This window comes from Kribbella sp. NPDC002412 (genome assembly GCF_053592935.1).
Map to the genome: position 1 here is coordinate 15717 of NZ_JBSFBL010000020.1, position 26166 is coordinate 41882.

Below are 26166 nucleotides of genomic sequence, written 5' to 3' on the forward strand. Positions count from 1 at the left end.
GTGGAAACCTGGAGGACGAAGTTCGGGCCTCACGTCCAAGCGGTACTGAGCCGCTCGTACTCTTCGGCGGTCACCGGCAGCACGACGCCATGACAGGGGTCATCCGGCAGGCGGTGTTGCTCGGCGGGGAACCACTCGCCGCCGGCGAGGTCGGTCGTCTCGAAGGGTACGTACCGGCGTTCGGATGTGAACTCGTCGATCCAGAGGTACCACTTCTCCTCGGTGTTCGACTTGTACACCAGAGGGCCCTCGCCCTGGCTGATCGGGCCCAGGCCGATGCCTTCGGCCAGCGGCTCCCACTCGGTGGCAGTCAGGGAGGTCGAGGTCTCGCAGAACACCGACTTGCCGAACGGCACATCGCCACTGCGGCCGCGTTCGTCCTTCAGGAAGCGGTAGTAGACGCCCTCGTGGTCGATCACCGTGGTATCGATCGTCTGCCACCCCCGGTCGATCCACACCCGCGGCTCGGAGAACTCCCGGAAGTCGCGGGTAGTCGCAGACATGATCCGGTTGTAGCTCTCACCCCCGTGTTCGAGGTTGTCGTAGAGCGTCGAGGACCAGTGGACGAGGTAGGCATCCTGCTCGGGGTCCCAGACCGCCTCTGGAGCCCAGGTGTTGCCGGCCTCGGGCGGTGCGACCTCGACGAGTCGCCCCTCCCCCCAGTTCACAAGATCCGCCGACTCCCAGACCATGATCGAGCGGCTGCCCCGGCGCTGGTGCCGGTCCCAATCGCGGTTGGCGTACAGGCGCAGGTCGGTCGCGACCAGGTAGAACCGGTCGCCTTGCGGGGAACGGACAATGTGCGGATCACGGACGCCGCATTCGCCGAAGCTGGAGTACAGGACCGGCTTGCCGCCGTTGAGGTCGTCGAAGTGCAGTGGATCGTTGCCGTCGCTCAAGGCGAAGTAGATCTGCTCACCGTCGGCTGATTCACGTTTGAAGTGCGCGTAGAGGTAGCCCGCGTATTCGGGCTGTTGCCGCGCCACCCCATAGGTCGTCATCGGACTCGGTCATCCTTCTGGGTCGTTGATCGTTGCGACCGTCGCACCGGGAAGTACACGGTGTACGGCTCGTCGCGGATCTCGGCGAGTGGCATGAAACGCAGGCCGCCGGTTTGGCCGACGGTTCGGTATGTCCCGGTCCGCCACCAGCTGTGGTGTCGCTCTTGATCAGGTGTCAGGAAGGACGTCGGTTGCGCGGGATCGCCGTACAGCAGCGTCTCCTGCTCGGTCAGCCCGGCCAGGACGATCGGGCCGTCGAGCAAAGCCACCAGGTCCGGCCGGTCGGGTAACGGTACCGTGGTCAGTCCTGACGGCACGGTCAGCCGGATGCGTTGTGAGCTCCACACCTGGGACAACACGATCCAGCCGTCCCGGACCTCGGCCGGACGTGACTTCCCGTCCACCTCGAGCACCGGCGAACCGGCAGCCCAGCTCGGGACCCGGAGCCGGACCTCGAAGGCGGACGGTCGCTCGCACCGTACGTCGACGACGTAGACCCGGTCGTTCGGCCGCCGGCCCGGCAGCGGTCGTGTCGACAGCTCCTGGATTCCGGCGGCACCGTGGAAGGTCTGCCGTTGCCCGAGAGCGACCCCCTGGTCGGTGTCCGCGGCGATCGCGAGCTCGACGAGGCCACCGAACAGATCGGTCCAGGACGCGACCGAGTCCAGGTACTGGCAGATCGAGATCCCCGTGTCGTCGACGAACACCGCGGCCTCGTCGACCGAGGCATGTGCTTGGAGCAGAGTGCCGTGACAGCACCAGAAGTCCTCCGTCGGCCGCCCCCACTGTTTGCGGCTCGCAGTTGCCAAAGGCAAGAAGTACGCCGGCATGCCCGTGTCTGGATGTTGTTGCGCCCAGATCCCGTTGACCAGATTGCGTTCCCAGTAATCCCCGTAGCGGTGATCGCCGGTCCACCGGAACAGTACGGCGGCGAGGCGCATTAGGTTGTAGACCAGGCAGTGCTCCTGGACCGCGTGCAGACGTGCGGACTGTTCGCCGGTCGGCTGCCACACCTCACCGCAGCTGCTACCTCCGGTGCAGTAGGTTCCGCGTGCGTCGACAGCAGAGTCCCAGAAGGCTTCCACGATGTCGCGCCACCGCTGTTCTCCGGTGACCTCCCAGGCCCTGGCCGCGCCCAGAACCTCAACGATCTGTGTGTTGGCATGCTTGTTCGTCAGCACATCGGCACCGGCGAGCAGTGGCTCGAAGAACCGCCGCCGGTCGTACCGCTGGATCAGGTCCGCGGCCGGCTGATCGCCGGTGAACGCGAGGAGGTCCGCCCAGACCTCGAGCATGCCGCCTGTCTCGCGGTCGAGGATGTCGTCGAGCTGCTGTCGGGACAGTCCATCGGTCCAGGTGTGGAACCACCCGGCGAAGGCAGATGCTACCTCCAGGGCCTCTTCGTTGCCGGCGAACCGATACTGGTCGAGCAACCCCATCAGCGTCTTGTGTACGACGTACTGCGGTGCCCACACCTCACGACCCGCGGCCAGGCGGTCGAAGTACGCCGGTGGGATGGAACCTGCCCATTGCCCTCCGTTGGCCTGCTGGCAGGTCGCGAGCTCGCCGACGATGGTCGCGGCTCGTGCCGCCACCTCGCCGTCGTACTCGCCGACCCGCGCCGCTGCGGACAGCCAATGCCCGAGGATGTGGCCGCGCAGATCGCAGGTCGGCGACTCCCATCCCCAGTGCCACGTCTCCGGGCCATCGGGCGACACACCGCCCACCGTCGTGCCCCACGAGCCGGAGTAGCTCCACAGACCGGCCTCGGCCCGGTAGGGCCGCAGCAGGTTGTCGGCGCTGAGGCTGCGAAGATAGCGAGCGCTGAGCAACCATCGATGCCTGGCCGGCCCATCCGACAGCCTCGTTCGACCGCCCGACGCACGGACAGTGCGCAGCAATCCATTCATGTCAGCCGACGCGGAGGTCGACAGCGAGGCAGTTCGCGACATCGACCGGACGTGCCTCGGGCAGCCGGACCACCAGAATTCCGTGCGCCTGCTCGAAGGGAACGCGACCATGGCCGAGCAGGCGGACGCCGCTCACCACCTCATGGTCGGCGAGGCTGCGGATCACGGCGCGGCCGTCGTCCGGCCAACCCATCTGGAACGCGTAGAGGGTGTTGTGCTTGCGCGTGAAGCGGAAGTCGGAGCTCGTCCAGTTCACCCGGTCTTCGGTGAATCCACGGATGACCACACCCGACGGCCCTTCGCCGAACACGCGGAAGGGTCTCGTGCCGTAGATGCCTTCGCCGCACACCCGGATCCACGTACCGAGGTCGTCGAGCAATTGCGTGCACTCGACATCGAGCGTGCCGTCCGGCAACTGCGGCACATTGAGCAACAGGTTGCCGTTCTTCGACACGATGTCGACGAGCATCTCGATCACGTGTCCCGCGGTCTTGTAGACGTCGCGGACGTTGTAGAACCAGTCGCCGACCGAGGTATCGGTCTGCCACGGCGCCGGATAGATGCCGGGAGTCTGACTCCGTTCGATGTCCAGCACACCGACCGCGCTCACCTCGGGCCGACGGTCCTTCTGCTGGTAGACGGCCCGGTTCGCTCCGTGAATCTGCGCGCTGGTGTTGTAGAGACGTGCGACCGCGCTGAGCCCCGGTGCGTATCCGACCTCGCCGAACGGCAGCGGCCCGTCGGAGTACAGCAGGTCGGGCTGGTAGCGGTCGATCATCTCGGTGACCGACTCGAGCCAGTACTTGTGCCACTCGGCATCGTCGCAGTACCACGGGTCCGGAACCTCGACATCCCGCTCGGGCAGGTAGCGGCTGTTGTCGAGGTACAGGTCCAGGTTGGCGGGATCGGCGCCGTCGTACGGCACGCCGGCGAGCGGCCCATGCTGGTCACTGCCCTTGTTGACCGCCGTCCACCCCAACGCGGCGCCGAGATGCTCGGTGATCCCGAACGGCAGTCCGCGCTCGTCCGCGGCAGCCTTCCACAAAGCCAGGATGTCCTTGCCCGGCCCGATCTTCGCGGAGTTCCAGCGATTCACCGACGACTCGTAGTTGAAGAAGTTGTCGTGGTGCACGGCCTGCGCCACGAAGTACCGGGCGCCCGCGGCCACGAACTGGTCCATCAGGGCATCCGGATCGAACCGCTCCGCCCTCCACTGCCGTATGACGTCCTTGTAGCCGAACTGCGACGGGTGTCCGTAGGTCCGCAGGTGGTACCGGTACTGGTCGGAGCCTTCCCGATACATGTTGCGCGCGTACCAATCGCCGTACCGCGGCACCGACTGCGGTCCCCAGTGCGACCAGATGCCGAGTTTCGCGTCCCGGAACCAGTCCGGGCACTCGAACGTGGACAGGGACTCGAACGTTGCGTCGAACAGCACTGGTCGCTCCTGGTCGGTGATGGGAGGGTGAGCCGGCCGGTCCACTCCGGCCGGCTCACGGTTGACCTACTTGTTGGGCATCTTGTCGTAGGCGGCCTGCTGGATCTCGAGGTAACGCTTCAGGCCGAGGCCCTCCAGGCCCTTCACGTAGGAGTCCCACTCACTGTCGATGTTCTTCGAGCCGGTGATGAACTGCAGGGCGTTCTGCTGCACGTAGTTCTCGATGTTGGTCTGCAAGGTGGCGACCTCACCGGCCAGGGACGGGTCGATCCACACCTTCCAGTACGGGTAGATCAGCGACTTGTCCTCCTTGCCCTCGTACAGCTTGGTTGCCTCGAACAACCGCCGCTCGTACCCGGCCGGGCTGTAGATGTCGGTCGCGATCGCCTCGGAGTTGCGGTACTTCTCGGTGTTGTTGTACTGCGCCAGCGCCTGCCACCCGGAGTTCGGCGGAGTACCGCCCTCTGGCTGCGGGATCACCTTGAACGTCGGCTTCAGCGACTTGTCGAGCGCGACGTCTCCGGGCTGTGGTCTCACCCAGGTCTTGCCCTCGGTGCCCCAGAAGGCGTTCATCTGCCCTTCGTCGGTGAAGATGTAGTCGAGCAGCTTGATCGCCTGGATCTGCTCCTCCTGGGTGGCCTTGTTCGTCAGCACGAACGTCGCACCCGGCGCGCTCGGGAAGTTGTACCCGGTGTGGTTCACCCCTTTCGGTCCGGTGAGCGGCGGAACGGCGTCGTACTGCTTCTGCCGACCGTCAGGCAGGTTGCTGACCGCGATGCCCAGGTGCAGCACTGCCGCCGAGCCGAGGAGAGGCTCCTTGCCGCTGTCACCCTGCTGCTGCAGCGCGTCCGGGTTCTGGGTGAAGGCGCCCTTGTCGATCAGGCCCTCCTTGTAGAGCGAGTTCATGTACGCCAGACCCTCACGCCAGCCGTCCTTGTTGGCCTGCAGGTCGACCTTGCCGTCCTTCAGGACCAGGGTCGAGTTGTTGTTGCCGCTGGTGCCCTGCGGGTTGTAGATGAAGGCGTTCATGAAGTACGGGATCAGTGCGTCTCGCACGCTCGCGCTGAGCGGGATCTCGTCGGCCTTCCCGTTCCCGTTCGGGTCCTGGGTCTTGAAGGCCTGCAGCACCTTGCGCATGTCTTCGGTGGTCTTCGGCTGCTCGAGTCCGAGCTTCTTCAGCCAGGCCGTGTTCATCCACAGCTTGCCCTGGTACGAGCAGTGGTAGCAGTCCACCCACTGCGGCATGCCGTAGATCTTGCCGTCCGGCGCGGTCGCCATCGCCTTCCACTCCGGCTCCGCGTCGAGGGCCTTCTTGATGTTCGGCCCGTACTGGTCGATCAGCTGGTTCAGCGGTACGAGGACACCCTGGTTGCCCAGCTTGAGCAGCTCGGCCGGGGTGAACTGGTCGACCCACGGGATCAGCAGGTACAGGTCCGGGTAGTCACCGCTGGCCAGCGAGATCTGCCGCTTCTCCTTGGCCGGCCCGCCGTCGAACGTGGTGGTCTGCCACTTGAAACTGATGTTGAACTGCTTCTTGACCTTCTGGGTGAAGTCGTTCGTGGCCAGGTTCCAGTCCGCGGCCTGGGGTGCGAAGACGTCCAGTGTCACGGCCGGGTTGCCGGTCACGGTGGGCAGCGGCTTGCTCTCCTCCGCGGTCGTGCCAGACCCGCTGCACGCGGCCAGGGCGAGTGCCAGCACGCAGAGCCCGGCGACCGCCGCCGATCTGGTTCTCCTGAGCTGAGTTGTCATGTTGTCCCTCACAGGGGGTAGAGATGGTGCGAAGGATCAGCCCTTGACGGCGCCGATCATGATTCCCTTGGTGAAATAGCGCGCCACGAACGGGTAGATGAGCAGCACTGGCACACTGGCCACGACGATCAGCGAGTACTTGAGCAGATCGGCCAGTTGCTGCCGTTGGAGGACGACGGAAGCGTCGATCGCGCCGCCGCTGTAGGTGTTGAGGATCAGGATGTTGCGCAGCACGAGCTGCAGCGGGAACAGGTCCGGGTTCTTCAGGTAGATCAGCGCGTCGAAGTACGAGTTCCACTGCGTGATCGCGTACATCAGCGCGACCACCGCGATCATCGGCTTGGCCAGCGGAATCACCACCGACCACAGGAACCGCAGGTCGCCGCAGCCGTCCAGCTGGGCGGCCTCGGCCAGCTCGTCCGGGATCACGGTGCGGAAGTACGTCCGGGCGATGATGACCTGCCAGACCCCGATGGCCTGCGGGACGATCAGCGCCCACCGGGTGTCGAGCAGCCCGACCTGCTGGACCACCAGGTACGTCGGGATCAGCCCGCCGGTGAACAGCATGGTGAACACGATCAGGCTCATCACCAGGTTTCGCCCGACCAGCGTACGGCGCGACATCGGATACGCGATCGCGATCGTCATCACGACACTGACGATCGTGCCGACGACCGTGTAGAACAACGAGTTCGCGTAGCCGCGGAGGATCTGCGGGTTCTCGAACACCGCGTCGTACCCGCGCAGCGAGAACTCCACCGGCCAGAACAGCACCCGGCCGGCCGACACTGCCTCGGGGCTGCTGAACGAACTCGCCACGATGTAGAGCAGCGGCATCAGAACCACCGCCAGGAACACCGCCAGCAGCAGATAGACACAGAACATGAAGATCCGGTCCGTGCGCGATTCCCGGATCCGCCGAGCCCGAGACGCGCGGCGCTCCTTCCGCGCGCTCACCCGCGTCGCGGTCTCGCTCCCGGCGCTCATGACCACAGTCCGTTTCCGGTGATGCGCTTGGCGATCATGTTGACCCCCAGCAGCAGAACCAGGTTGATGACGGAGTTGAACAGACCGACGGCAGTGGCCAGGCTGAAGTCGGCGTTCAGCAGTCCGGTCTTGTACACGTAGGTGGCGATGATCTCGGACTCACTGAGGTTCAGCGGGTTCTGGAACAGGAAGGCCTTCTCGAACCCGATCGCCATGATGTTGCCGACAGCAAGCACCAGGATGATCACCGCGGTCGGCATGATGCCGGGCAGGTCCACGTGCATGATCCGCCGGAGCCGTCCGGCGCCGTCGACCTTGGCGGCCTCGTGCAGCGCCGGATCGATCCCGGCCAGGGCCGCGAGGTAGATCACCGCCGAGTACCCGGTCGTCTGCCAGACGTCCGACCAGACGTAGATGTGCCGGAAGTAGTCCGGATTCCCGAGGAAGTCCACCGCCGGTACGCCGAAGAACCCGAGCCCCTCGTTGACGATGCCCAGCCGCGGCGACAGCACCAGGATCGTCATCGAGACGACGACCACGGTGGAGATGAAGTACGGCGCGTACGTCACCAGCTGGACGGTCTTCTTGAACAACCCGGTGCGGACCTCGTTCAGTGCGAGCGCGAGGATGATCGCGAGCGGGAAGCTGGCGGCCACCGTGTAGACCGACAGCAGGAAGGTGTTCTTCAGCAGGTTCCAGAACACCGGGTTTTCGAAGAACAACTGGAAGTTGCGCCAGCCGATCCACTCGCTACCCCAGATGCCGGCCACCACGTTGTAGTTCTTGAACGCCAGGACGGCGTTCGACATCGGGATGTACTTGAACACCACGAACCAGGTGAGCGGCACGATCATCAGGAGATAGAGCGTCCAGTGCCGGCGCAGACTCCGTTGCAGACCGGTGAGAGTGGTGCGTTCACGACGCCGGCGCCGACGCTGTTGCGGTGGTGCCTCGCCGACGGGCGGCGGGATGCTGGTCAGGACTGCCATCAGGGTCTCCTCCTTCCTCGGCCCGGTCAGCTCAAGCTGAGACGGTGGGCGGTGCGGGCTCTCAGCTGGACCATGACCCGCTCGCCGCCGTAGCGGACGACGCGTTCCTGGTCCTGATCCGCGGTGAGCACCACGTCGATGCCCTCGGTGTTCCAGGCGATGGCGACGGTGACGCCGCCACGGGCACGCAGGCCCGTCACCCGGCCCATCGGCCAGTCGTCCGGCCGGGCCGGCAGCACCTCGATCTCGCCGGTATGGCTCTGCAGCAACATCTCCGCGATCCCCGCGGTCGCTCCGAAGTTGCCGTCGATCTGGAACGGCGGGTGCGCGCAGAACAGGTTCGGATAGACCCCCGCGCCGCTGCCCACGTAGTCCGTCGAGGTGTCGTCGGCTGGGCTCAGAAAGGCACGCACCAGCCGATGCGCCCCGGCCGCGTCGCGCAGCCGGGCCCGCAGGTTGATCTTCCAGGCCAGCGACCAGCCGGTGGCCTGATCGCCCCGGAGGTCGAGCGTGCGGGCTGCCGCGGCCGCGAGGGCCGGTGTGCCGTCCGGTGTGATCGCATCGCCGGGGTGCAGGCCGACGAGATGCGACATGTGCCGGTGGTGCGGGTCCTCCTCGGGCAGGTCCGCGGCCCACTCCTGCAGTTGCCCTTGGCCACCGATCGGCGGGTCCGGGATCCGCTTGCGGGCCAGCACGAGTCGCTCCACCAATGGATCGATCAACCCGAGCAGTCCGGCGGTCTGCGCACACCGGTCGAACAGGTCAGCGATCAGCGCCAGGTCCATCGTCGCCGAGACCGTGACCGACGCGGGCTTGCCGTCGTCGGCGAGGTAGTCGTTCTCCGGCGACGTGGACGGCGACGTGCCCAGACTCCCGTCCGGCAGCTCGACCAGCCAGTCGAGGCAGAATTCCGCGGCGCCCCGCAGCACCGGCCAGGCCCGTTCGAGGAACTCCAGGTCGCCGGTGAACGCGTAGTGGTCCCAGAGGTGGCGGACCAGCCAGGCGCCGGCCATCGGCCAGTTCGACCACCGGGGGTCTCCCTCGACCGGAAGCGTCCAGCACCACGCGTCGGCGTTGTGGTGAGCCGTCCAGCCGCCGCAGCCGTACCGCTCTCTCGCCGTACTGCGGCCTGCCTCGGCGAGGTGGCCGACGAGGTCGAGCAGCGGCTCATGGCATTCGGAAAGATTCGTCGTCTCGGCCGGCCAGTAGTTCATCTCGGTGTTGATGTTGACCGTGAAGTTGGAGCTCCACGGCGGCCGGAGGATGTCGTTCCAGATCCCCTGCAGATTGGTCGGCAGCCCGCCGGGGCGCGAGCCGGCGATCATCAGGTAGCGGCCGTAGTTGAACACCAGCGCGGCCAGCGCGGGGTCGTCGCCGTGCTGGGACAACCGCACGTCGGTGGGCAGATCCGCCACGTCCGCGGGACCGGCCAGCTCGAGCGACGCGCGGCGGAACAACCCCTGGTGGTCCTCGGTGTGCTCGGCGGCCAGTTCGCCGTACTCACGGCCGAGTGCGGCGCGCACCTTCTCGTCGGCGGCCGCCCAGCACTCCTCCGCCGTCCGGGTCGGCACAGCTGACGGACCGTCGTACCCGGTCGCGGTGGAGAGGATCAGCATCAGCTCGCCGGCTCCACGGATGGTCAGACCGGACTCGTCGGCGGCCACCGCACCATCGGTCCGTGCGCGCAACGCGATCGCCGCTGCCATCCCGCGATCCGGGCCGTCGGAGTACCGGATCGGCTCCGGCACGTCGCGATGCGGCGGGGCGACATCGGCCGGAGCCTGAAGCAGCAGACCGGCCCCGTCGGCGACCAGGTGCGGTCGCGATCGCAACTGCGAGGTGAGCCGCGCGGTCACGCTGAGCGCAGCCGGTTTCGACGCAGTCATTCGCAGCACGAGCACCCCGGCCGGTGCGCTCACGAACACGTCCTGCCGGACGGCCACTCCCCCGATCTCGTACTCCGCCACCGCCGTCGCGGTGTCGAGGTCGAGCCGCCTGCGGTACTGCGTCACCTCCTCGGCAGCCGGCGTGGAGCCGCCGACCGCGACGTCCAGCAGCAGATCGCCGAGCGGCAGATACGCCTGCGAGTAGCCGGAATGGAATCCACCGGCCAGTTGATGCGCGCGCCGGAGGTCGCCGGCGGCCAGAGCCGAGCGGACTGCCTGCACGGCCTCGGCTCCGACGGCGCCGAGCGGCTCCGACAGCCTCCGCGCCGTCTCCGGACCGCCGGACCAGCAGGTCTCGTCGTTCAGGCCGATCCGGTCGGCTCCGACCCCGCCGAAGCACATCGCCCCGATCCGCCCGTTGCCGAGCGGCAACGCCTCCAGCCAGGTTCCGGCCGGCCGGTCGTAGCGCAGCGAGGACCCATCCGTCCGGTCCGAGCCCACCAGGTCGCTCATCCCAGGCCTCCATCGAGTGTGATGGTGCTTAATCGTCATACGAATTCTGGGGATCGTAGCGCTGTGACGGCAGATGGTCCATACTGAGCCGCATCTGGATGCCAAATCATCTTACCTATCGGAGCACAGGGGGTCTCATGCCACGCATCACGTCGGTCGAGGTCGTCGACGTTCGTTTCCCGACCTCGCTCACCCGCGACGGCTCCGACGCGATGAACAAGGACGGCGACTACTCGGCCGCGTACGTCGTACTGCACACCGACGACCCGGCGCTGGCCGGACACGGCTTCACCTTCACGATCGGGCGCGGCAACGACCTGTGCGTCGCGGCCGCGGAACAGCGCGGCCGTGCACTGGTCGGGCGGGACGTCGACGAGCTCAGCGCCGATCTGGGTGGGATCTACCGGGAGCTCCAGTCGGACACGCAGCTGCGCTGGCTCGGGCCGGACAAGGGCGTCGTCCATCTGGCGCTGGCCGCCGTCATGAACGCGGTCTGGGACCTGGCCGCCCGACGCGCCGGGAAGCCGCTGTGGCGACTCCTGGCCGACATGTCACCCGAGGAACTGGTCGCGGCGGCCGACCTGCGGTACCTGTCGGACGTGCTCACGCCGGAGCAGGCGATCGCCCTGCTCGCCGACCGCGAGCCTGGCCGGGCGCAGCGGATCAAGGAGCTCGAGGCCGGCGGGTACCCGTGCTACACCACGTCGGCGGGCTGGCTCGGGTACTCCGACGACAAGTTGCGCCGGCTCTGCGAAGAGGCCGTGGCCGCGGGCTACAAGCACGTCAAGCTCAAGGTCGGCGCCGACCTGACCGACGACATCCGCCGGTGCGGAATCGCCCGCGAGGTGCTCGGCCACGACGGGCACCTGATGATCGACGCGAACCAGGTCTGGGACGTGCCGGAGGCGATCGACTGGGTCCGGGCACTGGCGCCGTTCAACCCGTTGTGGATCGAGGAGCCGACGCATCCCGACGACATTCTCGGCCACGCGGCGATCCGGCGTGCGGTCGCGCCGATCGGCGTCGCGACCGGCGAGCACGGCATGAACCGGCTCCTGTTCAAGCAACTGTTCCAGGCCGGCGCGATCGACTACTGCCAGCTCGACGCCGCCCGGCTGGGCAGCGTCAACGAAGTCCTCGCCGTCTACCTGCTGGCCGCCTCGTTCGACGTGCCCGTGTGCCCGCACGCCGGCGGAGTCGGCCTGTGCGAGCTGGTCCAGCATCTCGCGATCTTCGACTACGTGGCGGTCTCCGCCTCCCTCGACGGCCGCGTCACCGAGTACGTCGACCACCTGCACGAGCACTTCACCGACCCGTGCGTGGTCCGGGACGGGGCCTACCTGCTGCCCTCGATGCCCGGCTACAGCGCCGAGATGCACCGGCCGTCACTCGCGACGTACACCTTCCCGACCGGGTCCTACTGGGCTTCGCGGGACGGCGCGGAGTCGGTGGCATGACGATCGGTGTTTCGCAGACCGACGTCGTCGTCCAAGGCATCAAGAAGCTGATCGTCGACGGCGCGCTCCGGCCAGGCGACCGGCTGCCGATCGAGAAGGACCTCGCCGAGGCCTTGGGAGTCTCCCGCGGTCCGCTGCGCGAAGGCGTCCGCGCGCTGTCCATCATGGGCGTGCTGGAGACCCGTCAGGGCGACGGCACCTACGTCACCGCCCTCGACCCCTCGTTGCTGCTGGCACCGGTGGGTTTCGTGGTGGACTTGCAGGACCACAGCGGCGTTCACCACCTGCACGCCGTACGTCGAATGCTGGAGACTCAGGCCGCCGGACTGGCGGCGACCCGGATCAGCGACGAAGCACTCGCCGCGGCGGACGAGATCCTGCGCCGGACCGAGGCCGAACTGATCGACGGCGTGCCGGACCACGAGGCCTTGATCGACAACGACATCGCGTTCCACCGCGTCATCGCCCAGGCATCCGGCAACCCCGTGCTGGCGGCCCTGATCGAGGGCCTCGGCGGCCGGACCACCCGGGACCGCCTGTGGCGCTCGATCAGTCAGGAAGGCGCCGACCAAGCCACCCACGGCGAGCACCGGGCGATCCTCGACGCCCTGGACAGTCGCGACCCCGAGCGGGCTCGCGTCCGCATGGCCGCCCACCTGTTCGGCGTCGAGGACTACCTCCGCCAACGACCACCCGGCCACGAACCCATCCCCGATCTCTGAGGAGTGCTGAATGCCCTTCGCCTGGCGCACCGCGAACCTGACGCTGACGTTCAGTCTCGACGACGGCCCGGTCCGGCTGGAATCCGTGCACTGGGATGCTGAGGCGTCGACCGGACCGGTCGACCAACCACTCGTCGAGGTGTCCGCGCTCGGTCACGGCCGCACCGTCAGCACCCACCGCCACGTCGGCACAGTCATCGGCCACCGGCTGCGCTACACGAGTCACGAAGCCACCGGCAGCAGTCTCCGCATCGTGCAGCAGGACGCGACGACCGGGCTTCAGATCACCAGCTACTTCGAGGCGACCGACGGAGTACGCACCTGGACCGAGGCCCGGCTGACCGGCCCCGGCATCCTCGAGCTGACCAGCCTGTCGTCGGTCGTCGTCGCAACCGACTCGGTCGACTTCGACCTGATGTCCGGCGACAACGACTGGATGGCCGAGAGCAGGTGGTCCGTCCGGCCGCTGCGCGAGATCGGACTGCCCGACATCCAGCGCCCGCCGCACCATCCGCCACCGCGCACGCAGTACGCGGTGACGAGCCGGGGATCGTGGTCCACCGGCGAGCACCTTCCCACCGGCGTTCTGGAGCGCGACGGGTACGCGCTGGGCTGGCAGATCGAGCACAACGGGCCCTGGCACTACGAGATCGGCGAGACCCCGCGCGGCGGTTACCTGCTGCTCAGCGGACCTACCGATCAAGAGCACCAGTGGACGGCGACCATTACCGCGGACCGCCCGTTCACGACCGTGCCAGTGTCGCTCGTTGCGGCCAGTGACCGCGACGGCGCCTTCGCCGCGCTGACCCGGCAGCGCCGCGCCATCCGGCGGCGCCGTTCCGCCGACGACAAGCTGCCCGTGATCTTCAACGACTACATGAACACCCTGATGGGGGATCCGACAACCGAGCGGCTGCTCCCGTTGATCGACGCCGCGGCAGCAGTCGGGGCGGAGTACTTCTGCATCGACGCCGGCTGGTACGCCGAGGGCAACTGGTGGAGCACTGTCGGCGCCTGGCAGCCGTCCACCACCCGCTTCCCGGGCGGGCTCGGCGAAGTCATCGACCGCATCCACAAGTCCGGTATGGTGCCCGGACTCTGGCTCGAACCCGAAGTCGTCGGCGTGGACTCGCCGCTGGCACGTGACCTGCCGGACGACGCATTCCTCAGCCGGCGCGGTGTCCGGGTCGCAGAGAACGGCCGGCACCTCCTCGACCTCCGCAGCCCCGCGGCCCGCCGGCACCTCGACGACACCGTCGACCGGTTGGTGGCCGACTACGGGATCGGGTTCTTCAAGCTGGACAACAACACCATGACCGGACCGGGCACCGACTCCGACGGACAGTCGCTCGGGCAAGGCCTGCTGGAGCACCAGCGAGCACTGCTGGACTGGCTGGACGACGTCCAGGCACGACATCCCCGGCTGCTGCTCGAGAACTGCGGGTCCGGCGCGTTGCGGATGGACTACGCGATGCTCTCCCGACTGCACCTGCAGTCGACCTCCGACCAGCAGGATCCGTTGCTCTACGCAACGATCGCGGCCGCGGCGCCGGCCTCCGTGCTGCCCGAGCAAGCCGGCAACTGGGCCTATCCGCAGACCGGGATGTCGCGCGAGGAGTTCACCCTCTGCCTGGTCAACGGCATCCTCGGCCGCATGTACCTGTCCGGCCACCTGGACCGCATGACCCAGGCCGAGCTCGACCTGGTCCGCTCGGCTCTGGCCGCCCATCGGACCGTGCTGCCCCACCTGCCACGACTGGTCCCCTTCTGGCCGCTGGGCCTGCCCGGCTGGACCGACGAGTGGGTGGCGCTCGGGCTGCAGGGGCCCGCAACGTCGTACCTCACGGTATGGCACCGCTCTGCTGAACGGTCCCAGGTAGATCTGCGACTACCGCGGTGTGAGGTCAGGAGCCTCTTCCCGGCCCGGCCCGACGGCTGGACATACGAGTGGAACGACGACACCCTCACCATCATCGCCGACACCGCCGAACCATCAGCCCGCGTCCTGGAACTCGTCACCCACCGCTCCGACCACGTCGGCTGACCAGTACTTGTCTTTGGGCGGTTCACATTCGTACCCATCTGGTCCTGGGGTGGCTCCGAAGGGTCTGCGTCAGTTCAGTTGATGGGAGGAAGAGCATGAGTGACGCGACCCGGCGGGGGTTCTTGGTGTTCGCGGGTGCGGGGACCGCGGCGGCTGCTGTGGGGGCGGTGGCCGGGGCGAAGGTGCTGACGGGGCACGGGGCTGAAGGTGGCGTGGAGCAGTTGACTGCGGCGGACCTGGCGGGGGCCGAGTCGTTCGTCGTACACGTGAAGGACGTCCGGTCGGGGCGGATGGCGATCATGGTCGGGGAGCGCGAAGTGCTGGTGACCGATCGCGAGCTCGCCGGCCGGCTGGCCGGCGTGACGACGAAGTGATCGGGAGGAGCTGCCATGTCTTCGCACCGTGAGGCACCGGAGATCTCGAAGGACCCGGTCGCCGACAACACCGACACCTACGCGTTCGTCAGCCCGGACCAGCCGGACACCGTGACGATCATCGCCAACTTCATCCCGTTCCAGCTCCCGTACGGCGGGCCGAACTTCTACGAGTTCGGCGACGACGTGCTGTACCAGATCCACATCTCCAACCGCGGGACCGGCAAGGCCGACATCAGCTACCAGTTCCGCTTCCAGGCCCGGATCCGGAACAAGAAGACGTTCCTGTACAACACCGGCCCGATCACCTCGCTGCGGGACTCGAACTGGAACCGGCCGCAGTCCTACTCGGTCACCCGGGTCGAGAACGGCAAGTCCCGGATCCTCGCCCGCGACCTGGCCGCTCCCCCGGTCAACGTCGGAGTCCGCAGTACGCCGGACTACGCAAGGCTGGCCGCCAAGGCCGTCCACACGATCGGCCGCAACCGCAAGGTGTTCGCCGGTCAGCGCGCCGACGCGTTCTACGCCGACCTGGGCAGCATCTTCGACCTGGGCACGCTCCGCCCGTTCCAGATGGCACACCTGATCCCGTCCGCGGCAGCAGTCGGTGTCAACGGGCTGCAGGGTTCGAACGTGCACACCATCGCGCTGCAGGTCCCGATCACCGACCTGACCCGGGACGGCCGCCGGCCGACCGACGTACTCGACCCGAAGTCGGTCATCGGGGTCTACGCGAGCGCGAGCCGCCGGCAGTCCGCGCTGATCGACGGCGAACGCGGCACCCGGATGTGGCACGGCCCTTACCGGCAGGTGTCGCGGCTGGCGAACCCGCTGTTCAACGAGGTGATCGTGCCGATGGCCGACAAGGACCGGTGGAACAGCCGGCCGCCGTCGGAGGACAAGCGGTTCGCCAAGTACGTCGCCAAACCCGAGCTCGCCGGATTGCTGCCGGTGCTCTACCCCGGCGTGTTCCCGAACCTGGCGGCGTACAAGAAGGACCGCGCCGACCTCGCCGCGATCCTGCTGACCGGCATCCCGAAGGGCGTCGTCCCCGGCTTCCAGAACTTCACCGGCCCGGTCCAGGCCGACCTGCTGCGCCTGAACGTGGCCGTGCCGCCGACCTCGTCGCCGAACCCGCTCGGTCTGGTGGCGGGCGACCCGGCCGGATTCCCCAACGGGCGCAGGCTGATCGACGACGTTGTCACAGTCGAGCTGCGCGCGGTCGCCGGACTCACGATCCCGTTGGTCGACCCGTCGTACAAACCCGATGGCGCGGCCTCGGCGATCAAGGACGGTACGTCGAACACGAACCCGCCCCTGCTGGACCGGTTCCCGTACCTCGGCACGCCCGCGGGTGGCTACCAGTCCACACCCGGCACGCCGGCCGCGTCATGACGGGCAACAACGCGGTGGAGAATCCTCATGCGGGTAAGGGTTCCTCGGTGCTGCTGGACATCGGCGGGGACGTCGGCGCCCTCGTCATCGACCTGCCGGCCGACCTCGAGGACCAGGAGATCGAGCTCCGCCCCTCCGGAGGTACGACGCAGCACGAGCACGAATTCGGGCATGGGCACGGACACGGACATGGGCACGGGCACGGGCACGGCCACCACTTGCCGCACGTCGCGGTCGTGCCCCGGCCGGTAGCGGACGGCACGCTGATGTACTCGGCCGTCTTCGACGCCGTCCCGACCGGCACCTACGAGCTGTATGTCCGGCCGGACGGTCCCGTCCAGCTCACCGTGGACATCCACGGCGGCCAGGTCACCGAGGCAACCTGGCCGTGATCCCCAGACCAGCGTGCCCGCCGCCGAGAGATCGTCGGCAGCGGGCACGCTGTTCCAGTTCTACTTGGCGGTCGTGTAGCGGATCGTGTCGTTGCGCAGTACGTCGCCCGACACCTTGACGATCCGCAGGGTGTGCGAGCCGTTCTTCACCGAGGTGGTGAAGACCTGCCGCGCCGTCACCCGCGCATCGTTGTGCAGGTTGACCCTCCGAACGAGCTTCCCGTCCAGGTAGACGTCGGCCTCGCCCTGGTCCGGACCGAGCGCCGTGATCCACTCGACCCCGGTGCCCTGAAAGGCGAACTCGACCGCCGCGCCGTTCGCCGTCGCGAAGTGCACGTCGTCGCGGTAGTCACCACGGAACCTGAAGTCCAGCGCCTTACTCCCGACCGACTGGGTCGCAAGGTACGCCGCCTTGATCGTCACGACGTTTCCGTCGACCGTGTAGTCGGTTCCCTTGACGAGCTCCTGGCCTCCCTTCGAGATCCCGACCAGCTCGCCCGGATCGCGGCCGATCTGGACGCTGACGTCGGCCGGAGCGTTCTTGTCGAAGGTCGCGGTGTCCGGGTTCAGCAGGCTCTGCTGCCGGACGTTCAGCTTGTCCAGCAGCATGAACTGACCGGACTTCTTCACGCCGCGGATCGTGTGCGTCCCGTTCGGCAGGTCCGAGATGCTGTACACGACCTGTTGCGCGCCGCGCCCGTCCGCCTGGTAGGTGCTCACGGTCTCCTTGAGCTGACCGTCGATGTAGATCTCGACATCGCCCTGCGAGTTGTGCTTCTCGGTCACGTAGTCGACGCCGGTCCCGACGAAGCTGTACGAGAACGCGTCGCCGTTGGTCTCGGTGTACTGCACGTCGTCCTGGTAGTCGCCGAGCCCGCGACCGGTGCTGCGGCTCCACGAACCGGTGTAGACAATCTGCGAGTTGTCGTTGTTCACCTCGATCGTCCGGGTGCCGATGTCGCTGGTCGTCGCGGACGACTTCGCCGACGAGTCGGTCACCGCGACGGTCAGCGGCTCGGACACGGCCGGCACCTCGTGGTTGGCGTTGCGCTCCCAGGCGCCGTCGTACGTCACCCGCAGGTCGTCGTCGTTGACCCGGATGCCCGAGTTCTTCTGCGGTGTCACCTTCAGCAGGCGTACGCCGTGAATCGGCACGTCGTTCGCGGTGAAGCCGGACGCGAACTGCCCCAGGTCCTTCTTCGCCCAGAGGTCCCGCACCGTCGCGGCGCCGTCCAGGCCGAGATCCGCCCAGTTCACCGTCATGTCCGCGTCGGTCTGCCCGAGGTTGAACAGGGCAACGGTGTAGGAGTTGTCGGGGTTGAGCGAGAACCAGACCTGCCGGTTCGTCTTCGTCGACAGCGGTTGCGCCGGCCGCCCGGCCTGGTTGACCGCGATCACCTCACGGTTCGTCAGCAGCTCGAGGCCGTACGAGTCGAGGTTGGTCATGTCGTTCCCGATGTACATCGGCGCGGCTGACACGGCCCACAGTGTTGCCGCCGTACGACGCTCGTCGCGCGTCAGACCGTCCATCTGGCCGTTGCCGACGTTCAGGGAGTCGAGGTCGTTCCAGCCGCCCGGTCCGCCATGCCGCCACCAGTCGGCCAGCTTCGGGAACAGCCGTGCGATGTTCTGCCAGGTCGTCAGCGCCTGCCCCGGGCAGTAACACTCCACGTCCCAGTCGATCCGCCAGCCGTTGGCGTACTGCTTCCAGTAGTCGGCGTAGTTGATGTCGAGCGCCCAGGACAGCTCGAGCCAGATGCCGTGCTTGGCAAGGGCCTGCGACCACGCCTTCACGTCATCACGGGCGTCCAGCGACAGGTCGCTGATCCCCGAGCCCGGCGTCACGCTGTCGAACTTCAGGAAGTCGATGCCCCACGCGCCGTACAGGTCGGCGATCGAGTCGATGTACTTCTGCGCGCATGGCTTCGAGAAGTCGATCTTGAAGCCGATCCCCCAGTAGTCGGCCTTCGTCAGCGGCTGCACGGGCAGGTCCCCGGTCCGGCACTCCGGAGCGCCGTACACCGGCAGGTTCGCGTCGATGAGCGACTTGCTGATGCCCGGGATGCCGTACAGCCCGATCTTCTGGCCGTTGCCGTGGATGTGGTCGATCACGGCCTGCAGGCCGTCCGGGTACAGCGTCGTGCTCGGCACCGGCCGGCCGTACCCGTCGACGTCGCCGTTCCACCCGGCGTCGACGTTGATGTACTCGTACCCGTACGGCTGGAGCTTCTCGTGCATCGCGTCGGACTGAGCCTTCAGCCGCTCCGCGGAGATCCAGCTCTGCCCGTTCCCCGAGTACACCTGCATGCTGTAGCTACTCCACCCCATGTAGGGCTTCAGCGCCTTGTCCCCCGCCGGCCCACCGGTGGCGCTCACCGTGGCGGTCGTCTCGCGCGGCAAAGGTACGGCGGACGACGTCGCAGTCAAACCGGCCGGAAGCAACCCGGCAACGGCAAGCCCCACGAGCACACGTCGCAGTCCCCTGTTCCGTACGGATCTGGTCATGAGCGGTTGACCTCTCTGCTGATCTGATCCGAAAGCCGGATCCGATAGGATATTGGAACTATTACTTAACTCTGTCAAGATTCTGGCCCGAACTACCCGAGATCCCCCAAAGGTCACCGCTCCGCGGCGGCTCTTCTGCTGGCCGCCTCCAGCGGCGCGCGAACCGTGGACCCAGGCGGCTGCGGTCGGCGGAACAACTGCGCCAGCGGCAGGCGCGCCCGCACCGAGACCGCGACACCGCGATCAAGCACATCAGGCGCACCGGACGCGGCTACCGCAACCACCGGCACTCAGGCTCGTATCCTGCTACGCAGCCACCGGCAGACATGCCGGCGGCGCACACGCTTGAATCAGCAGTCCACCACGGCCAACCGCGGATGAGCCGGAACGGAGGCGGCGCTCAATGAGTCAAGCGTTCTACTCGCACGCGAGGCTGTACGACCTGATGTTCCCGGGCGGCGGGCCCGCAGTCGACTTCTACCGTGCCGACGCCAATCGGCAAAGCGGGCGCGTATTGGAACTCGGGTGCGGCACCGGGCACAAGCTGATCCCCATCGCGTCCGACGGGCATCCGTGCGTCGGCCTGGACTTCTCGTCAGACATGCTGGCTGAGGCTCAGCGTAAGGCGAACGAGCGTGGTGTAGCGGTGGAATGGATGCAGGGCGACATGCGGGCCTTCGATCTGGACCGCACGTTCGACTTCGTGTTCATCACAGCCAATTCCCTACTGCATCTGCACGAGGCTGAGGATCTGGTGAGCTGCTTCCGGTCGGTTCGACGACACCTGGCACCTGGAGCACGGTTCGTCTTCGATGTCTTCAACCCGAGCGTGCGCCTACTTGCCGAGGCAGATGGCGTACGGCGCACCCGGGGGTCGTTGTCGTTCGTGGATCCCGACCGTGGCAACGTCAGCGTCGATGTCGCCGAGATCTACGATGCGCCCGCGCAAGTTACCCGCGGAACGTGGTACCTCTCGACCGACTCCGAGCCCGACTTCGTCGTCGCACCGCTCGAAATCAGGAGCATCTTCCCGCAGGAGCTGCCGCTGCTCGTCTCGCTCGGCGGCCTTCGGCTCGTCGATCGCCTCGGCGACTGGTCCGGTCGACCATTTGCCGTGGATTCGCCGCTTCAACTCTGCATCTGCGAATCCGCGTGATCGAAGGCGAGAGCACAATCAGCATTCCTCGTCGGCGATGTCCATCGGCAGCCGACGTCCAACACCCACCGCGCAGCGGTGACCCTTTGCCGGCGCCACACCCCCGCCCACAGCTCACCCGCCGACCACACCACCCGCGCCCACGATGCACGGCGCCGCCGAAGGCGGCCAACAGAACAGCCACCGCGCAGCGGTGCCCTTTGCCGGCGCCCCCCGCCCACAGCTCACCCGCCGACCACACCACCCGCATCCACAGTCCACGGCGCCGCCGAAGGCGGCCAACAGGACAGCCGCCGCGCAGCGGTGTCCGTTTGGACCGACCGCCGTTCAGCCGCCGGAGATGCCTAGTTCGGCTTCGGCCAGGTCGGCGGTTAGGCCGTCGGTGTCGTCGAGCCAGCCTTGGGGCAGGACGATGTGGTCGCGGGGGCTGCCCTGGCGTCCGCGGGGTGCACCCAGCTCGGCGACCGGGAAGGGGACGGTCGGGTCCAGTTGGGCCAGCAGGTCGTCGAGTTGGGTCAGGGACTCGACCATGCCCAGGGCCGCGCGAAGCTCGCCACCAGCAGGGAAGCCTTTGAGATACCAGGGGACGTGCTTGCGGAAGTCGCGCCACCCGCGCTGCTCCCCCATCAGGTCCGCCAGCAGCTCACCATGCCGCCGCATCACCCGCGCGACCTCGCCGAGCGTCGGCAGGTTCAGCGCCTCACCACCAGCGAACGCAACCGCAAGATCGCGGAACAACCACGGCCGACCGAGACATCCACGACCAACGATCACACCTGCGCACCCGGTCTCCGCGACCATCCGCAGCGCGTCCCCGGCCTCCCAGATGTCCCCGTTGCCGAGCACCGGGATGCTCACGTGCTGCACGAGCTCGGCGATCGTGTTCCAGTCCGCCTGACCCGAGTACGCCTGCGCCGCCGTACGACCGTGCAGCCCGATCGCCGCAGCACCCGACTCCTCCGCGATCCGCCCGGCGTCGAGGTACGTCTGGTGTGCGTGATCGATCCCGATCCGCGTCTTCATCGTCACCGGCACGCCGTACGGCGTGGCAGCGTGCACAGCCGACTGCAGAATCGCGCCCAGCAGGTTCCGCTTCCACGGAAGCGCAGCGCCACCGCCCTTGCGCGTCACCTTCGGGACCGGGCAGCCGAAGTTCAGGTCGATGTGCGCGACGCCGTACTGGTCGCACAGGATCTGTACGGCGCGACCGATGTAGACCGGGTCCACGCCGTACAACTGCACCGACCGGACCGTCTCGCGATCGTCGAACGTCAGCATGTCCAGCGACTTCTGGTCGCCCTCGACGATGCCGCGCGACGTGATCATCTCGCACACGTACAGCCCGGCGCCCTGCTCCGCGCAGAGTCGCCGGTACGCCGCGTTCGTGATGCCGGCCATCGGCGCGAGCACCACGGGCGTGTCGATCGTGAGGTTGCCCAGCTTCAGCATGGTCAGGCTTTCGCCACCAGGACCTGCCCGTTGCCGGAGACCTGGGCCTTGTACGGCTCGACCGCGTTGGCCGTCGTGGTGACGTCACACGCGATCGGCTCGCCGGAATGCTTGACCACGGCAACATCATCCATCGTGCAGGTCACCTTGGCCGCGCCGGGGGCGCTGCGCAGTACGGCGTCGACGACCTTCGGCTTGACGATCGCGACCGACTCGGAGGTGAACTTGTACGACGCGGAGTATGTCTTCGCGTCGACGACCAACGTGCCGGTGTACGGCTTCCCGGCGTACGTGACCGTGCAGGTCAGCTCGTGCTTGCCCTGCTTCTCGGCGTCCGCGATGCCCGGGCACTTCACCGTCGTGGCGGCGGCCTTGCCGGCCGCGATCTGCGCCTGCTTGGCGATCGCGAACTCGATCCGCTCGGCGAGCGGTGCGTCGTTCTCCGGGGCACCAGTGACCTTCGGCGTCGGCCACGGCTTCGAGGGGGTCGGCAGCGGCGTCAGCGACGGCGTCGAGGCGGTCGGGATCGGCGCGTTCGAGCTCGCCGGAGCGGACGGCGCCGGGGTGTCGCTCGCCGCGGGCTCGTCGTCCGAGCAGGCGGTGAGCCCGAATACCGCGACCGCGGACAGGCCGAACACAGCCAGCCCGAAGCGCACGTTGTGACCCGACAGAAACCGCATCGTCAGCAACCGACCAGGTGCTGGGCGAGGTAACCGGTGACCTCGGTGAGGGCGACCCGCTCCTGCTTCATCGAGTCACGTTCGCGGATCGTCACCGCCTGGTCGTCCAGGGTGTCGAAGTCGACGGTGATGCAGTACGGCGTGCCGATCTCGTCCTGGCGGCGGTAGCGGCGGCCGATCGCGCCGGCGTCGTCGAAGTCGACGTTCCAGTTCTTCCGCAGCTCCTGCGCGAGCTCCTTGGCCTTCGGCGACAGGTCGGCGTTGCGGGACAGCGGCAGCACGGCCGCCTTGACCGGGGCGAGCCGCGGGTCGAACCGCAGCACCGTGCGCTTGTCCACGCCGCCCTTGGCGTTCGGCGCCTCGTCCTCGGTGTACGCGTCGAGCAGGAACGCGAGCACGTTACGGGTCAGGCCGGCCGCGGGCTCGATCACGTACGGCGTCCAGCGCTCGCCCTTCTCCTGGTCGAAGTACGACAGGTCGGCGCCGGAGTGCTTGGAGTGCGTGGACAGGTCGAAGTCGGTGCGGTTCGCGATGCCCTCGAGCTCGTCGAACTCCTTGCCGCCGAAGTTGAACCGGTACTCGATGTCGACGGTGCGCTTCGAGTAGTGGCTGAGCTTCTCCTGCGGGTGCTCGTAGTAGCGCATGTTCTCCGGGTTGAGGCCGAGGTCGAGGTACCAGTCCCAGCGGGTCTTCAGCCAGTACTCGTGCCACTCCTCGTCCGACCCGGGCGCGACGAAGAACTCCATCTCCATCTGCTCGAACTCACGGGTCCGGAAGATGAAGTTGCCCGGGGTGATCTCGTTGCGGAAGCTCTTGCCGACCTGCGCGATGCCGAACGGCGGCTTCTTCCGGGCGGTGCCCATCACGTTCGCGAAGTTCACGAAGATGCCCTGCGCGGTCTCCGGGCGCAGGTAGTGCAGCCCTTCCTCGGACTCGACCGGGCCGAGGTAGGTCTTCAGCAGGCCGTTGAACATCCGCGGCTCGGTGAACGTGCCCTTGTTGCCGCAGTTCGGGCAGGCGATCTCCGCCAGTTTGACGTCGTCGGGGTCCTTGTTCTTGCGGCGGGCGAAGTCCTCCCGCAGGTGGTCGTCGCGGAACCGCTTGTGGCAGGACTGGCACTCGGTCAGCGGGTCGACGAACTCGGACAGGTGGCCGGACGCTTCCCAGACCTTGGTCGGCAGGATCACCGAGGAGTCCAGGCCGACGATGTCGTCACGGCTGGTCACCATCGCCCGCCACCACTGGGTCCGGACGTTGTTCTTCAGCTCGACACCGAGCGGTCCGTAATCCCAGGCCGACTTGGTACCGCCGTAGATCTCGCCGCACGGGTAGACGAAGCCCCTCCGCTTGCTGAGGCTGACGACGGCATCGACGGTTTCCACGGGCACTTTTCGACTCCAGTGACGAACACAGTTGGCAGTACGGAAGGGTCCAGGCTATCGGTCCACCCGGGCCCTCGTCGCATCCGTGCTACGGAAGCAACTCGGCGAGGTCCTCGTACGCGGTGGGCTCGTCGATGGCCTGCGAAAGGAGCGGCACCGCGGTCACCTTCACCTCGTACGGCGACAGCGCGCGACGGTAGTTCCCGATCGAGTCCCACTCCAGGTTGAGCGCGATCAACTCCGGGTCGTCCACGTTCCGCCCGGTCTGGGCCGCCACGAACCCCTTCTGCTTCCGCAGTACGTCGACCGCCGCCTCCAACCGCGCCGCGAACGCCGCCTGCTCCCCCTCAACCACCCGAAACCTGATCACCACGAACACCCCCACACCCTAATCACCCCGACCGTCCCCAACCACCGGGTGGGTGCCGGAGGAGTCGGCCCCACGCGCGGGGCGGCCGGTGGGCCGGACTAGCGACCGGCGGTGCGGGTGGGCCAGCCGGTGGGGGTGAGGCGGGTTTGTGGAGGGCGGGGGCCGGGTGGGGTGTGGAAGGTGGGACGGGCGGCGGAGGGGTGGGCGAGGGGCTTCGGTGGGGCGTTGATGAGGGTCAGGGGGCGGGAGGAGGTCAGGGGTTGCTGGCCGGTCCAGGCGTGGGCGATGGCGCGTTTGGTGTCGAGCTCGGCCTGACGGCTGGCTTGGCTGCGGCCTGAGTCGGCGGGGCGGTTGCCGAAGCGGTTGAGGCCGGGTTGGCGGTCGGCTAGGTGGCGGGTCAGGCGGGCGCAGACGTGGGTGTAGATGTTGTTGACGCCGTGCCGGGGTTTGACCGCCAGCAGCTCGCGGCGGGGCAGGTCACCGGATCCGGCTGGAGCGATCTCGCGGAAGACCAGGCGGTAGTCGGCCTTTCGCTCGGGATCAGACTGCACGTAACCGACCACGCAGTCCCGTAGATCGCCCTTGCCAGGCTCGTATCCCAACGCGTGATGCCCGTCGGTGGCACCCGTGCTGAGGTGCTCGATCTGCCGCAGGACCTGCTGACGCAGGAACACCTTCGTGGGATCGCGGCGGGCGTCAGCCGCCAACCGGCGCAGATCGTCGGCGAACCTGTCGGTGAGCAGGAGCTCGTAGGCCGGCAGGCCGCTCACGGGTTGTCGCCTTCACGGCGAATCTCCTCGAGGTCTCGGACAGCTTCGGGGCCCATCAGCGCCGCAATTTCGTCAACGTTCATCGGGCGGCTGGTGGGCAAGGGTTGGGTGGGGTAGGTGGGGGTTGTGGGGTCGTCGGGGGTGCCGGGTGGGGGGTTGTCGTCGCCTCGAAGGTGGCGGTACTGGGTGGTCGAGAGGAGGACCGCCTCGGGTTCGCCGGAGTCGCCCCAGACGACGGGGTCGAGGGTGTCGGTGCGGGCGGCGGTCATCACGGTGGGCAGGCGTTGGGCCAGTTGGGCCGGATCCAGGACCTCCGCGGCGACGGTGAACTTCGACTCGCCGCCGAGGTCTTCGAACTCGTCGTACGTCAGCAGCACCGCCTCGGGCACACCGGCGCCGAAGCTGAAGGCGCGCGTGCGCCCCGCGCGGAAGCGAGCCAGTACGGCGGGCAGGTCGGCGCGGATGTCGTCTACGGAGGGCAAACCGTTCATGCCCTTGAAGATATTGGTTCCCGGGCGGGTGGGTGCGGAGTTATCCACAGGGGTGGGGGCCTGGAACAATGGGGAGATGAGTTCCCCGAGCAGTCAGCCGGTGAGTCCGCTGCGGCAGCGGATCACCAAGGTCAGTTACCCGTACGTGGCGAAGCTGCACGGGATGCCGAAGCTCACGCTGCCCGCCATCACCCTGGTGCTGGCGCTGGTCGGAGTCTTCGCTCCGGTTCCGGTCGCTGTTCCCGCGCTGATCCTGCTGGCCCTGCTGCTGGCCTGGCTCGGCTTCCTGTCCTGGCCGGTCGTCGGCAACGGCGCCCGCTTCCTGCGGATCTTCTCGATCCTGGTCATCCTCCTGTTCGCGGTCTCCCGCATCGCGGGCGCCTGAGCACGGCGTACCGGGACACCCTGCAGGGCACCGGTCGCCGGTCGATCGTTGCCCTCGGCGACTTCACCCGGATCTCCGGCGCCGAGGCGATGCGGCAACTACTGGACGACGACCCGCCTGC

The 26166-nt window shown here is 67.6% G+C and carries 22 protein-coding genes; 8 read left to right on the plus strand and 14 right to left on the minus strand.

Annotated elements, in window-relative coordinates; genetic code table 11:
- Nucleotides 1-29: 29 nt before the first annotated feature.
- The 7 genes from ACWCOV_RS17875 to ACWCOV_RS17905 all read right to left on the minus strand — a co-directional run bounded on the left by ACWCOV_RS17875 (nt 30) and on the right by ACWCOV_RS17905 (nt 10473).
- Nucleotides 30-1001 (minus strand): glycoside hydrolase family 43 protein, encoded by a 972-nt coding sequence (locus ACWCOV_RS17875; protein WP_449830367.1) that lies wholly within the window; start codon nt 999-1001, stop codon nt 30-32.
- Complete coding sequence (locus ACWCOV_RS17880; protein WP_449830368.1) at nt 998-3022, minus strand: beta-L-arabinofuranosidase domain-containing protein; 2025 nt, start codon at nt 3020-3022, stop codon at nt 998-1000. Before ACWCOV_RS17880 ends, ACWCOV_RS17875 begins: the two co-directional genes overlap by 4 nt.
- Nucleotides 2913-4349 (minus strand): alpha-L-fucosidase, encoded by a 1437-nt coding sequence (locus tag ACWCOV_RS17885; protein ID WP_449830369.1) that lies wholly within the window; start codon nt 4347-4349, stop codon nt 2913-2915. The genes ACWCOV_RS17880 and ACWCOV_RS17885 overlap by 110 nt, the downstream gene beginning before the upstream one ends.
- A 66-nt stretch (nt 4350-4415) precedes the next feature.
- Complete coding sequence (locus ACWCOV_RS17890; RefSeq protein ID WP_449830370.1) at nt 4416-6098, minus strand: ABC transporter substrate-binding protein; 1683 nt, start codon at nt 6096-6098, stop codon at nt 4416-4418.
- 36 nt (nt 6099-6134) lie between these two features.
- A complete protein-coding gene (locus ACWCOV_RS17895) occupies nt 6135-7085 on the minus strand; it encodes a carbohydrate ABC transporter permease (RefSeq protein WP_449830371.1) in 951 nt (316 codons plus the stop codon).
- A complete protein-coding gene (locus ACWCOV_RS17900) occupies nt 7082-8074 on the minus strand; it encodes an ABC transporter permease (RefSeq protein ID WP_449830372.1) in 993 nt (330 codons plus the stop codon). Before ACWCOV_RS17900 ends, ACWCOV_RS17895 begins: the two co-directional genes overlap by 4 nt.
- Before the next feature lie 26 nt (nt 8075-8100).
- Complete coding sequence (locus tag ACWCOV_RS17905) at nt 8101-10473, minus strand: glycoside hydrolase family 95 protein (RefSeq protein ID WP_449830373.1); 2373 nt, start codon at nt 10471-10473, stop codon at nt 8101-8103.
- Nucleotides 10474-10610: 137 nt separating this feature from the next.
- Here ACWCOV_RS17905 and ACWCOV_RS17910 point away from each other — a divergent pair, with 137 nt between their 5' ends.
- The 6 genes from ACWCOV_RS17910 to ACWCOV_RS17935 all read left to right on the plus strand — a co-directional run bounded on the left by ACWCOV_RS17910 (nt 10611) and on the right by ACWCOV_RS17935 (nt 16857).
- Complete coding sequence (locus ACWCOV_RS17910) at nt 10611-11930, plus strand: L-fuconate dehydratase (protein WP_449830374.1); 1320 nt, start codon at nt 10611-10613, stop codon at nt 11928-11930.
- Nucleotides 11927-12652, plus strand: coding sequence for a FadR/GntR family transcriptional regulator (locus tag ACWCOV_RS17915; protein ID WP_449830375.1), 726 nt, complete (start codon nt 11927-11929; stop codon nt 12650-12652). The genes ACWCOV_RS17910 and ACWCOV_RS17915 overlap by 4 nt, the downstream gene beginning before the upstream one ends.
- Nucleotides 12653-12662: 10 nt before the next feature.
- On the plus strand, nt 12663-14696 hold the full coding sequence (locus tag ACWCOV_RS17920; protein WP_449830376.1) for an alpha-galactosidase: 2034 nt from the start codon (nt 12663-12665) through the stop codon (nt 14694-14696).
- Between the two features lie 95 nt (nt 14697-14791).
- Entirely contained in the window at nt 14792-15070 is a 279-nt protein-coding gene (locus ACWCOV_RS17925) for a twin-arginine translocation signal domain-containing protein (RefSeq protein ID WP_449830377.1), read from the plus strand.
- 15 nt (nt 15071-15085) lie between these two features.
- Nucleotides 15086-16465 (plus strand): DUF4331 domain-containing protein, encoded by a 1380-nt coding sequence (locus ACWCOV_RS17930; protein ID WP_449830378.1) that lies wholly within the window; start codon nt 15086-15088, stop codon nt 16463-16465.
- Between the two features lie 47 nt (nt 16466-16512).
- Entirely contained in the window at nt 16513-16857 is a 345-nt protein-coding gene (locus ACWCOV_RS17935) for a hypothetical protein (protein ID WP_449830379.1), read from the plus strand.
- Between the two features lie 60 nt (nt 16858-16917).
- Here the strand turns inward: ACWCOV_RS17935 and ACWCOV_RS17940 are convergent, their stop codons facing one another.
- Nucleotides 16918-19362, minus strand: a complete 2445-nt coding sequence (locus ACWCOV_RS17940; RefSeq protein ID WP_449830380.1) for a X2-like carbohydrate binding domain-containing protein — start codon at nt 19360-19362, stop codon at nt 16918-16920.
- A 403-nt stretch (nt 19363-19765) separates the two neighbouring features.
- On the opposite strand from ACWCOV_RS17940, the gene ACWCOV_RS17945 reads away from it, so the two are divergent.
- Nucleotides 19766-20518 carry a class I SAM-dependent methyltransferase gene (locus ACWCOV_RS17945; RefSeq protein WP_449830381.1) on the plus strand — a complete coding sequence of 251 codons (753 nt, stop codon included), beginning with the start codon at nt 19766-19768 and terminating at the stop codon, nt 20516-20518.
- A gap of 327 nt (nt 20519-20845) precedes the next feature.
- Here the strand turns inward: ACWCOV_RS17945 and dusB are convergent, their stop codons facing one another.
- From dusB to ACWCOV_RS17975, 6 genes are all read right to left on the minus strand, one after another.
- Entirely contained in the window at nt 20846-21967 is a 1122-nt protein-coding gene (gene dusB / locus ACWCOV_RS17950) for a tRNA dihydrouridine synthase DusB (RefSeq protein ID WP_449830382.1), read from the minus strand.
- A 2-nt stretch (nt 21968-21969) separates the two neighbouring features.
- Nucleotides 21970-22647 carry a hypothetical protein gene (locus tag ACWCOV_RS17955; RefSeq protein WP_449830383.1) on the minus strand — a complete coding sequence of 226 codons (678 nt, stop codon included), beginning with the start codon at nt 22645-22647 and terminating at the stop codon, nt 21970-21972.
- Nucleotides 22648-22649: 2 nt separating this feature from the next.
- The gene (locus ACWCOV_RS17960) at nt 22650-24035 is read right to left on the minus strand and encodes a glycine--tRNA ligase (protein ID WP_449830384.1); all 1386 of its coding nucleotides are present in this window, start codon (nt 24033-24035) and stop codon (nt 22650-22652) included.
- 82 nt (nt 24036-24117) lie between these two features.
- The gene (locus ACWCOV_RS17965; protein ID WP_449830385.1) at nt 24118-24399 is read right to left on the minus strand and encodes an antibiotic biosynthesis monooxygenase family protein; all 282 of its coding nucleotides are present in this window, start codon (nt 24397-24399) and stop codon (nt 24118-24120) included.
- A 98-nt stretch (nt 24400-24497) separates the two neighbouring features.
- Nucleotides 24498-25169, minus strand: coding sequence for a hypothetical protein (locus ACWCOV_RS17970; RefSeq protein ID WP_449830386.1), 672 nt, complete (start codon nt 25167-25169; stop codon nt 24498-24500).
- A complete protein-coding gene (locus tag ACWCOV_RS17975) occupies nt 25166-25660 on the minus strand; it encodes a hypothetical protein (protein WP_449830387.1) in 495 nt (164 codons plus the stop codon). Before ACWCOV_RS17975 ends, ACWCOV_RS17970 begins: the two co-directional genes overlap by 4 nt.
- A gap of 76 nt (nt 25661-25736) precedes the next feature.
- Between ACWCOV_RS17975 and ACWCOV_RS17980 the strand changes: the two genes are divergently transcribed.
- Nucleotides 25737-26045 carry a DUF6703 family protein gene (locus tag ACWCOV_RS17980; RefSeq protein ID WP_449830388.1) on the plus strand — a complete coding sequence of 103 codons (309 nt, stop codon included), beginning with the start codon at nt 25737-25739 and terminating at the stop codon, nt 26043-26045.
- The last annotated feature ends 121 nt before the right edge of the window (nt 26046-26166 follow it).